Annotated in this window: 6 protein-coding genes; 5 read left to right on the forward strand and 1 reads right to left on the reverse strand. The window is 36.6% G+C overall.

Annotated features, from left to right (window positions below; translation table 11 throughout):
• Positions 1–211 precede the first annotated feature (211 nt).
• The 5 genes from AC6ER8_RS06375 to AC6ER8_RS06395 all read left to right on the forward strand — a co-directional run bounded on the left by AC6ER8_RS06375 (position 212) and on the right by AC6ER8_RS06395 (position 9,078).
• Entirely contained in the window at positions 212–1,243 is a 1,032-nt protein-coding gene (locus AC6ER8_RS06375; protein ID WP_497077880.1) for an AAA family ATPase, read from the forward strand.
• A complete protein-coding gene (locus tag AC6ER8_RS06380; RefSeq protein WP_497077881.1) occupies positions 1,244–2,155 on the forward strand; it encodes a DUF58 domain-containing protein in 912 nt (303 codons plus the stop codon).
• Positions 2,152–4,950, forward strand: a complete 2,799-nt coding sequence (locus tag AC6ER8_RS06385) for a DUF4159 domain-containing protein (RefSeq protein WP_497077882.1) — start codon at positions 2,152–2,154, stop codon at positions 4,948–4,950. The genes AC6ER8_RS06380 and AC6ER8_RS06385 overlap by 4 nt, the downstream gene beginning before the upstream one ends.
• Positions 4,947–7,043, forward strand: a complete 2,097-nt coding sequence (locus tag AC6ER8_RS06390) for a glutamine amidotransferase (protein WP_497077883.1) — start codon at positions 4,947–4,949, stop codon at positions 7,041–7,043. The genes AC6ER8_RS06385 and AC6ER8_RS06390 overlap by 4 nt, the downstream gene beginning before the upstream one ends.
• Positions 7,044–8,187: 1,144 nt before the next feature.
• Positions 8,188–9,078 (forward strand): metallophosphoesterase family protein, encoded by an 891-nt coding sequence (locus AC6ER8_RS06395; protein WP_497077884.1) that lies wholly within the window; start codon positions 8,188–8,190, stop codon positions 9,076–9,078.
• 1,473 nt (positions 9,079–10,551) lie between these two features.
• Here AC6ER8_RS06395 and AC6ER8_RS06400 read toward each other — a convergent pair.
• Positions 10,552–11,385: an outer membrane protein gene (locus AC6ER8_RS06400; protein WP_497077885.1), complete on the reverse strand. Its 834-nt coding sequence runs from the start codon at positions 11,383–11,385 to the stop codon at positions 10,552–10,554.
• Positions 11,386–11,728 lie beyond the last annotated feature (343 nt).

Consider the following 11,728-nt stretch of genomic DNA (forward strand, 5'->3'; position numbering starts at 1 on the left):
ATTCTCTTCATAAAACAAAATTTTTAAGACACCCCTTATAAAACATTGCCTATTTTCTCCAAAGAAACTTTTCCCTTTATAGACAAATATGAAAAAAAACGACATATGATGCTTCTTTTCTTCTTATTTTCTGTTACAAACAATAAAATATCCATTATCATACAGAGAAAATTACCATTTTTTTTTGCGCCAAACGCTTTAAGGAAGAAATATGAGTCACCGTGATCCGTCATCTAATTCTGTAAAAAAGGTCAATACCAATCATGATGCCCAAGTCATTATTGGAGATATTGATACAGCACACAAAGAATTAGATATCCTACAACAAGAAATTGACAAAGTTATTTTTGGACAAAGTCATGTCATCGAATATGCCTTAATCGCTATTTTTGCTGGTGGTCATGCTCTTCTTGTTGGGGCTCCAGGACTTGCTAAAACACGCCTTGTTGAAACATTGGGAACCGTCTTAGGGCTTGATGAAAAACGGATCCAATTTACCCCCGACTTAATGCCATCCGACATTATTGGTTCTGAAATTATGGATTCCGATAAAGAAGGAAAACGTTCTTTTCGTTACGTTCAAGGTCCTATTTTCACGCAACTTCTCATGGCTGATGAAATCAATCGTGCTTCTCCACGCACACAATCGGCCCTTCTACAAGCTATGCAAGAATATCATGTAACCGTTGCAGGAACCCGTTATGACTTGCCCCAACCGTTTCATGTTCTTGCAACGCAAAATCCTCTTGAACAGGAAGGAACCTACCCACTTCCTGAAGCACAACTCGATCGCTTTTTGATGCAAATTGATATTGACTATCCTGACCTTACAACAGAGCGGCGGATCATTTTAGAAACAACAAAAGAAAAAAAATCAAATGCAAAAGCAATTTTATCCGCCAAAAAATTGCAAAAGATTCAAAATATCGTTCGCAAAATGCCTCTTTCAGAAAATGTGGTCGAAACTATTTTAAAAATTGTCCGCTCAGCCCGCCCTCATAAAGACAATAGCCTTGCCAATACTTATGTTTCTTGGGGGCCTGGTCCACGTGCATCACAAGCCCTTTCACTTTGTGTTCGCGCCCGTGCCCTTTATTATGGGCGTTTAGCGCCCTCACTTGATGATGTTGAAGCATTGGCCTATCCTGTCTTACAACACCGTATGGCGCTTAATTTTTCTGCCCGTGCTGAAGATATAACCGTCAAAGATATTATCAATAAGCTTGTGAAAGATGCTCTTTAAATGGCTATTGGCAAAAAAGTTTTACAAAAACCTCCATTGTCGCTGGCAAAAGAGCTGCATAAGGATATTGGCAAAATGCCATATTTCTTGTTACAAGCGCGTCATATCGCTAATACACTGATAACCGGATGGCATGGTCAACGTAAACGTGGTAATGGGGAAAATTTTTGGCAATTTCGTCCTTATATGGAAGGAGAATCCATTACCCGTATTGATTGGCGTCGCTCAGCCCGCGATGAAAATACGTATCTGCGTGAACACGAATGGCAAATGACACAAACCATTTGGCTTTGGCCCGATCAGAGCCCATCAATGCATTACTGTTCGCGTTTTTCTAAAATCTCTAAAGGTAATCATGCCATTATTCTGACCCTTGCCTTAGCATCACTTCTTGCACGCAGTGGCGAACATATTGCTATTCCCAATTTAATGCCCCCCACAATGACATCTAATGTTGTAGAGCGAATAGCTTTTGCTTTAGAAAATCATTCAGATGAAAATTCATTTCCTGATTTTTCAACGATTACGCGCTTTTCACATACCATTATAATGAGTGATTTTCTCGACCTTCCTGAAAAAATCATCCAACATTTAACGACTTTATCGACAAAACAAGTGACAGCTCATTTAATTGAAATTGCTGATCCCGCAGAAGAAAACTTTCCCTACGCAGGTCGTACAGAGTTTTTTGATCCTGAAACGAAAGAAAAACTCACCTTTGGAAAAGCAGAAAATCTTCGTAAAAACTATTGTAAGCTCTATCAAGCACGGCGACAAGAGTTAGCAAATTTTTGCGCGCGCCAAGGCTGGTCTTATCACGTTAGCAGAACGGATCAACCTTTAACAGAAACCATTTTGCATCTTGCAAATACAATGGGTAACTTTCCCTTGCAAAAAAGGAGGGCACTTTGAGTTTTGCTGCTCCTTTTCTGTTATTAGGGCTCTTGGTTCTACCGGTCATTTGGTGGCTGTTGCGGATAACCCCTCCATCTGCGCGTAAAGAGCTTTTTCCTCCTCTACGTTTCTTACCTAAATCAACCCATCAGCAGGAAACAGCAAAACATACGCCTTGGTGGTTACTTTTGTTGCGTTTAATCATAGCAGCACTTGTTATCATAGCTTTGGCCCGCCCTACTTTGAATCAAAAACCAATAAGCTTTTCTGAATCTCAATCCCTTGCACTCATTATTGATAATGGTTGGGCATCTGTAAAAGAATGGGAAAAACGCATCGCTATCGCTGAAACGATCCTTGCTCAGGCAGAAAAACAGCAAAAAAATATTTATCTTGTTGCTACAGCTGAAAATGATACCTCTAATGTGTCCCCCCAACCAGCAAAGATTATAAAGAAGCATTTAATGCATTTGCAGCCACGTCCTTGGCCTGTCAACCGTTTGCATGCCTTACAAAAACTCAAAGAAATAACCAACGAAAAACCTCTTGATATTGTTTATTTAAGTGATGGATTAAAAACAAATGAAGATGAGCAAGCTTTTGCACTTCTTGAAGAATTAAAACCTAAAAACTTCTTATGGTATTTGGCTGATATTTCCGATTTAATTGGCATAACATCCATAGAAAATAACGATGGAAATATGGTCGCGCGTATTATCCGCTCAACAACACATGGTACAACGCCCGCGATACTCAGCCTTTACGATTCAAATAATCAACTGCTCGGTCAATTCACGAAAAATTTCTCTGAAGGTGAAACAACAGCACTTGTTCCTTTTGATGTTCCCCTTGAACTGCGCAATGATATTGCTTGGATAAAAATCAATAACCAAAACCATGCTGCTGCAACCTTTTTAGTAGACAGCCATAGCAAAATAAGCCGTGTTGCTCTTCTCTCCCCCGATACCAATGAAATGGCTCAACCTTTACTGGCGCCATTTTATTATATTATCAAAGCCCTACAAGGTCATACACAGCTTATTACAGCCGGTGGAAGAGAGCTTTCAACGGATATTGATCATTTGCTTAAACAAAATCCATCTGTTTTCATTATGGGTGACATGGTTAATATCCCTGAAAAAGCAGAAAAAAAGCTTTCTGATTTTGTGAATAAAGGAGGGACACTCATCCGCTTTGCAGGAGAAAAACTCAGTAGCGCAGAACATTACGATAGCCTTCTTCCAGTACCGCTGCGTCAAGGTCAACGTTCCCTTGGAAGTATTATGTCTTGGACAAAACCGCAAAAACTTGCCCCTTTTGCAAAAAAGAGTTTTTTCTTTGATCTTCCTTTTCCAGAAGAGGTTACTGTTTCGCGCCAAATCCTCGCAGAACCAACCCCAGATCTTTTTGAAAAAACATGGCTTAGCCTTTCAGATGGAACCCCTCTTATTACCGCAGCAAAGCGTGGTAAAGGAACCCTCATTCTCATTCATGTTGCTCCTGATCCTACATGGTCTAATCTTCCTCTTTCTGGCTTTTTTGCACAAATGTTGCAAAAACTGATCACATTAGGGTCTTTTGAAAACACAAATTCAGCATATCGAGAAAAAAGTACAATGGTACAAAACCCTTGGCGAACCATAGCGTCTGACGGACAATTACAAGTACCGCCATCTGATGTTATTCCTCTGGTCCTTGATGCTCAAAATCCGCCCCACCCTTCCTATCATACGCCTCCAGGACTTTATGGTGTCAAAAACAATTTTTATGCACTCAACCTCTTAAATCATTCATCGCGCTTGATGAAACAATCATCATTGCCAACTTCTCTTAACAAGAGCCCTTTATCTTACGACACAAAAGAAAAAAATCTTATCGGTCCTCTTTTAGGATTAGCTCTCTTATTATTTGCCTTTGATAATTTTCTCATTTTATGGATGGGAGGTATTTTTTCTTTTAATAAACGGCGTAATATGTTTCTCCTCCCTCTCATCATTTTTATTGTCTTGTTTTCATATGACCCGACTTTGCATGCACAAACGACAGAAAATCATCATGATAGTGTACAAGCCGCTGGTGCAACACACCTTGCCTACGTTATAACCAACAATCATGAAATTGATACAACGAGTAAAAGTGGTCTAAAAGCTTTAAGTCAATTTATCGCAGAACGCACAATGCTTACCCCAGGCTCTGTTACAGCTCTTGATCTCGATAAAGATGAACTTTCCTTTTATCCCCTTATTTACTGGCCAATTGATGCTAAGAGTCCTATACCAACTCCTAAAGCGCTTGAAAAAATAAATAACTTTATGAAACATGGAGGAACAATTTTATTTGATACGCGCGATCAAATGAATAGCAATCTTAATCTTGAAGGAGATACCACTCCAGAAACGCAAAGATTACGAACCATCTTAAAAGGGTTAAACATTCCCTCCATTGAGCCTGCCTCAAAAGATCATGTTGTTGCGCGTTCTTTTTATATTATGCCTGATTTTCCTGGTCTCTACCGTGGTTCACCTTTATGGGTTGAATCCTCATCAACGAACAAAAAAAATAAAAGTTCTTTTAGCTCTGGCGATAATGTAAGTTCCCTGCTCATCACCGCAAATAACTTTGCTGGGGCTTGGGCACTTGATGAAAAAGGAACATGGAAATATCCGCTTGTTCCCAATGATCCAATGCAACGTCTATGGGCATTTCGTGCAGGTTTAAATATTGTCCTTTACATCCTTACTGGAAACTATAAAGCGGACCAAGTTCATGTTCCAGCACTTCTGGAACGCTTTAAAAGAGAAAGAAGGCAATGATACCATTTTTAACTTTTCAGCCTTTTTTGCCCTTCTTTTGGATTCTGCTGTTAAGCGGAATATCCATTCTTTTTGTCGTTGTTGGTCTTGTTACAAAGCGTCAAGGATCTTTATTGCGTCTAATGGCATTGAGTTGCCTTATTCTTGCTTTGCTCAATCCAATGATCATAAAAGAACAGCGTGAACCGCTGAAAAGCACGGTAGGGATTGTCATTGACCACAGCAAAAGTCAAACATTGGGAACACGCACAAAGGATACGGATGAAGCGCGCGCGCAATTAACCCAAGCACTGGCACATTATCCACAATTTGAACCACGTTTTATTGAAGCTGGAAAACTAGCTGATAATCAATATGCCTCTTCAACGAATTTGTTTGATGCTTTAACACAAGCACTCTCTGATATCCCACCCTCTCGTTATGCAGGAACCATTTTTATCACTGATGGACAAGTGCATGACATTCCTAACCTATCAGATCTTCATCATGAAGCACCTCTTAATGCTCTGATCACAGGGCACTCAGATGAATTTGACCGTCAAATCAAGTTTATTTCTCCTCCACGCTTTGCTCTTGTCAACAGACCACAAAGGCTCTCCATTTTGGTAGAAGATAAAGGAGTCTCTCAAAAAACAATACCACAGAAAGCCAATATTATACTCAGTGTTAATGGACAAGAAGTTGGCCATTATTCTGCAACTCCTGGCATTATTTTTCAAACTGAAATTACTCTGCCTCATGCTGAAAAAAATATTATCCAAGCGACGACTGAACCTTACAAAGGTGAACTAAGCTTTGAAAATAACCGCGCCATAACAACGATTGAGGGAGTCAGAGAAAATTTACGCGTTCTTCTTATTTCAGGCGCCCCTTATAATGGAGAACGGACATGGCGTGACCTTTTGAAAGGTGACTCCAATATTGATCTTGTTCACTTTACTATTTTGCGTCCTCCCACCAAAGCAGATAATACGCCCTTAAGCCAATTATCACTGGTGGTCTTTCCCACAAGAAAGCTTTTTGTTGAAGAGATTAATAACTTTGATCTCATTATTCTTGATGGCTACCAACACTCTGCTGTTCTGCCCTTAATCTATTATGATTATATTGCCCAATATGTACAAAAGGGTGGTGCGTTATTGATGGTAACAGGACCTGAATTTACTCAAAAAAACTCACTTGCAAAAACACCTCTAATAAGCATTCTACCGGCATTACCTAATGGAGATATTATTGAAAAACCTTTTCGCCCCGCATTAACCAAAGAAGGTGAACGCCATCCTGTTACAAGGGATCTTGCAACCCCTGCTTATCCAGCTTCTCAGTGGGGTCGATGGCTGCGACAAATTGCTATTCAAAACATAAACAACGGGATCGCCCTCATGAAAGGAGCCGATGAACAACCGCTTTTACTTCTCTCCCATGTTGATAAAGGCCGTGTAGGCATGTTGCTTTCCGATGAAAGTTGGCTTTGGGCACGAGGTTTTGAAGGCGGTGGTCCTTATGCAGCTCTTTATCGCCGAATTGCCCATTGGCTCATGAAAGAACCAGAACTTGAGGAAGAAAAATTAAGCGCAACCAGCAGTCATCATCATTTAACAATTCGCCGTCAAACCCTCAAAGATCATCCAGAACCTGCTGAAATAACTTTTCCTTCTGGAAAAAAACAAAAAATCGTTCTTACTAAAGAGCAAGAAGGACTCTTCAGTGCAACTATAGCCACGGATGAAACAGGGATTTTTACTATTAAAAATGGGCATCTAACAGCTCTTTCTTCTGTCGGGATGTTGGATAATCTTGAATTATTTGACTTAATTTCAACACAGGAAAAACTAGCCCCCATTGTTAAACACACCGGTGGTTACATTGGACGTTTACACCTTGAGGGAAAAGAAAACATTTATCTTCCTCCACTCAAACTCATTCAATCACAAACAAAACCTTTATCTTCTCCGGCACATTCAATTGTTTTGAAAGAAGCAACAGAAACGCGTTTAATCAATACCTTTTATTTTTCAATATTTTCTGGTTTTTTTGCACTGCTTGCTTGCCTATTACTGTTGAGCAGTATGTGGTATCGTGAAGGCCGTTAAAAAGTTTTGAGATTTCGTAGAATAATTTAAAATTCAGCTTATCTTTTCTGTGTATTTTCTTGTTTTTTAATTAAATCAGTTATTGATTTTTAATAAATCATTATTCTTTTCTCATATTGAGGTATTATTCCCTATAGAATTTTTCTTAATTTATAATCCACATTGAATTAATAAAAATCATTCTTTTGCAGATCATTAGAAGAAGTTCTATATGGATAAAAACCATTGAAAAATAGAATGAAATCTTCTCTTATTCATCCTCTTAAAGCAAGAATTTTTATAAATTTAGGAGAAACCGTATGATTGTTTTGGTAAGCACCTTGTATATAGTGTAACAAGCCGGCACCATCATACTATTTGCCAGCCTTTGAGTGTTGCGACAGATCTTGGCACTTAAAACGGTGAGCCATTTTTATTATACAAATTTTATCCACACACCAACCCCGCTTATGACATTCAAGCAAGTGATTTTGATTGATTTAAGATAGAGAAATTTAAAATGAGAGAATCTTACGATATTCGGAACTCTCAATTCAATATGAATAAATTATCATTATAAATCAATATCTTGTCCATGGTATAAAAATAGTGGTGTATGCATAAACCTTACAAACGAGACTTTTTATAGCAATGAAGAATTTTCGTGAAATGAAATCAAGCACTCTGGAAAATATTTCTTTAAAACAAATATGTAAATGTACAATATAATGATATTTTATTTGGAATATTTCGTTTGGAGCGTTCTGTTTTGCGTGAAAAATATTTACCCATGAAAAGCAATGTATGACAGCGCAAAACCGTAAAAAACTCTGATAAATACGATAGATCCTTTTGTATTTTAACACTGAGTGATTAGATTTTTTGTGATAATGTAGGGTCGTATAAAAGCTGTTTAAAAATTTTAAAACTTTATGACCATCATTTTAAAGTTTATCCCATCATACAAAAGACATATCGGTTGCCGACAGTAGCCTATTATATTAGGCTTCCTTTTTCATAAAGAATACAATTCAGCATCAATTCTCCAAAGAATTTTCTCATCCTTTCAAAAAGCTATTTTTCATTTTACAATCCTTCTTGCCTTTAAGTAGCAACTTATCTTATGTTTATTCTTTAAAACGTTTTTAATACTCTACGAGCTTTTATGTTTTATCTTGCCCATATATCGGATATCCATCTTTCCCCTCTCCCAAAACCTTCCCTTTTAGAACTTTCTGGAAAACGCCTTACCGGTTACTTAAATTGGCAAAAAAAGCGTAAGAGCCAAATGGCAACAAATGTCCTCGAAACTTTAATAGATGCCTTGAACAAAACAAAACCTGATCATCTAGTGATCTCTGGCGATCTTGTGAACCTTGCTCTCGATAAGGAATTTGAACAAGCACGTCGTTGGCTTCTTGCCTTAGGACACCCTCAGGATATTTCTTTGACATTTGGAAATCATGATGCCTATGTCCGTGGAGCCCTGCAAAAAGCATGTACTCTCTTTAAACCTTGGATCACAGGTGACGTGCCTCAAGCCAATGCCTTTCCTTTTCCTTATATGCGCATTCGCAAAGATGTCGCCATCATAGCAGCTTCTTCAGCCATCGCGACCCCCCCTTTTCAAGCTTCTGGTTATTTTGGTAAAATGCAAGCACAAACGTTACCGCATCTTTTGAATGAAGCAGCACAGCGCAACCTTTTTCGTGTCGTCATGATCCACCATCCTCCCTTTCCCAAAGCAACTTCTTGGCATAAAAAATTACGGGATACAAAACGTTTTCTAGACGTTATCAAACATCACGGTTGTGAACTTATTCTTCATGGACATACTCATTTACCCACATTGAAATACATTGAAGGACCAATAAAAAAAATTCCTGTTGTTGGTGTTTCTTCCGCATCACAAGCTTTTGGTGGTAAAAAACCACCTGCCGGCTTTAACTTATTTTCTATTGAACGCTTACAAAGTCAATGGTGCTGCCAATTACAACGTTATAGCATTATCAATCTCCAAAACGAGATTGCCTGTACTGAAACAATTAATCTTTAAATATTTTGTAAGAATGCTTCCCAAATTGCCCCCAAAAAAAGACAATATTTTTACTTCATATCCCTTTCATAAATCATAATTTTATTTCTCTCTTCTTCTTTAATAAAATAAAGATTTAGCTTCTCTGTGGATCAATCAGTGTCTCTCAGAGAACTTCATGAGCTATCCCACTTATGTAACTGACTTTACAAACTTATTAGTCTCCCTCCTTCCCACCCTAAAGGACGAAGATTTCTATCCTATCTGATCTATAAATAATTCGGATTTTTTTCGTGCAAATTTCATCTACCGATTGCTCCCTATGATTGACTTAATAAAGTTCTACAAATCTTTCTTTGCACTTCATCACAAATTCCCTCTCAAAGCATCTCATACATAAAATCCTTATACCCCTATAGTGATGATATTTTGTAGGATAGATGGAGAAGATCATTTAGCTTCTATGTCTAAATATTAATGATGATAAAAAAACCACGAATAACTAAAGTCTATACTTTCTATATGGAAATTCTACTTAGAAATGTGCAAATAATGATGTTGATTGCTTTATTGTAAATGGATTTTAAATAACTCTTTACTATTAATAGGGAAATTTGAGAAATTTATAAAGAATGATAAATTCTATTTCAATAATAAGCATAAGGAATAATGTTTTTTATGTCCCTATAAATTTCTCACTTACTCTCCGTTTTTTCCTATAAATCACTTTATAATTATTGTATTATTATGCATTATTCTCTATAATAGAACATAAATTATCCAATAATAATACAAAATTATAGTATGCATTTTGGGGGTATTTATTCCTATAAATCATATTAAATGATATTAGGATAATTCTTGAATTATATTGTGAATATAAAACTGTTTATTTTTAAAATTTTTGCGACTTTTTTCTACCGCATAAAATATTTTATAATCATATGACATAGAAAAATCTGATTATATAAAAGATATTTCACATAAAAGTAGAATGCCATTGGATTGCCAATTCATACGCTTGTTTTAAGCAATATTATTGTTTTCCAAGCCTATTTCTCGACGATCCCGATAAATAGTTTCATGATAAAATACACTGAACACTACATTTTTACGTTTATAAAGAAGAAAATTGCTACCATCACACACTTTGCCACCCCTTAATGCGATAATCGCCTTTTGTGCTTATTAGGATGGTTCGCAAGCAGTGTTTTTATTCTTACTTTAATGTTTTTTATACTCACGCCCCCTCCCTATCTATAAAGTACAAACAAATGATTTTGATTGTTTCAACGTAGAATAGGTAATAAAAGAATTCTATGATATTTGGAGTTCCCATTCCATAAGCAAAACAGTGAACTCTCTTTATAAATCAAATTATTATCCGAATAAAACAATATCTCTTCTGAGTGAAAAATATTTTTCTAGACCTATTTGAAAAATAAAAGCCTCATTCGAAAATGAGGCTTTTAAACTGTTTAATTCTGCAGAAAATTAAAACTTATAAGCAACACCTACGCGGAAATCGTTTGTCTTATAGTCCATTTCAAATCTGTCCTGTACGAACTTCTTCTTACCAAAGTCTGAATAACGATATTCTGCACGGACAATAATATTATCAGTCATTGCAAAATCAACACCCCCTCCAAGGGTATAACCAACCATAGTCTTTTTTTCATCACTGACAAAATCAGCAATATTAATTGCTTCACTTCTGCTCTCAGCATTTGTGTTATTAGCCGCTACTCCAATAACATTCTGAAGCTGCGTATAAGCAATCCCCCCAGAAAGATAAGGCATCATCCGCTCAATCGACAAACCAACTTTCACCCGCGTAGCGCCAGACCATTTTTGTTTTAGAGTATGATGTATAGATTCAATTTGCGACGCTGCAGAGTCATCATCACCAGAACTTCTTTTTTTTGAAGTTCCTGCTGTTTCGCCGATTTGGTTGTTTTTCGGTACACTGATCTCTTTCGTATGCTTTTTATTAGACCACATAATATCCGTATCGACACCGATAATAAAACCATTATCGATATCAATATTGGAACCTGCATAAACTCCCCCTATAAAACCAGAAAGTTTAGGTAAATTTTCTTTTGGAACTGGCTCCCATTTTCCAGCAGTTGCATCTGCTAAATAATTTACAGCTGTTTTACTTGAAAAGTTACCAATCTGCCCTCCAACATAAAACCCTGTCCAAGAAAAGGCAGGAGCTGCAATAACAGGAACAGGCTGTTCAGAAACAACGATATCCGCTGCCTGTAATACAGAAATTGAAATTAAAGAAAAGATAGATGTTGAGATTAAATACTTAGTAATCATAATTGCTCCTCTAAAAGCTAATGTGATCATAAATAATAACAAATCGTTTCACACTTTTTGCAAAAAATCTATAGCAAAAATGACACAGTTATAAAAAAATGAAGTTTCTATTTAAATATTAAAGTATTTTTTGTTAAATAATAATTGTACAAAACTTAAAGTTTCTTTGTTTTTTTCATAAAATACTTCTCTCTATTAAATTTTATATCTTTATATTAATTGTTATTATCCAGCAGTATATAAATAATCCTAATATCATTTTTTTTAAAATGAGAGATATAATTTATAAAACTTTTTAGCTTATTTACTTAAATATATTGGTACTATTATTGTAATAAGAAAT

This window comes from Bartonella sp. SL320, from assembly GCF_059687635.1.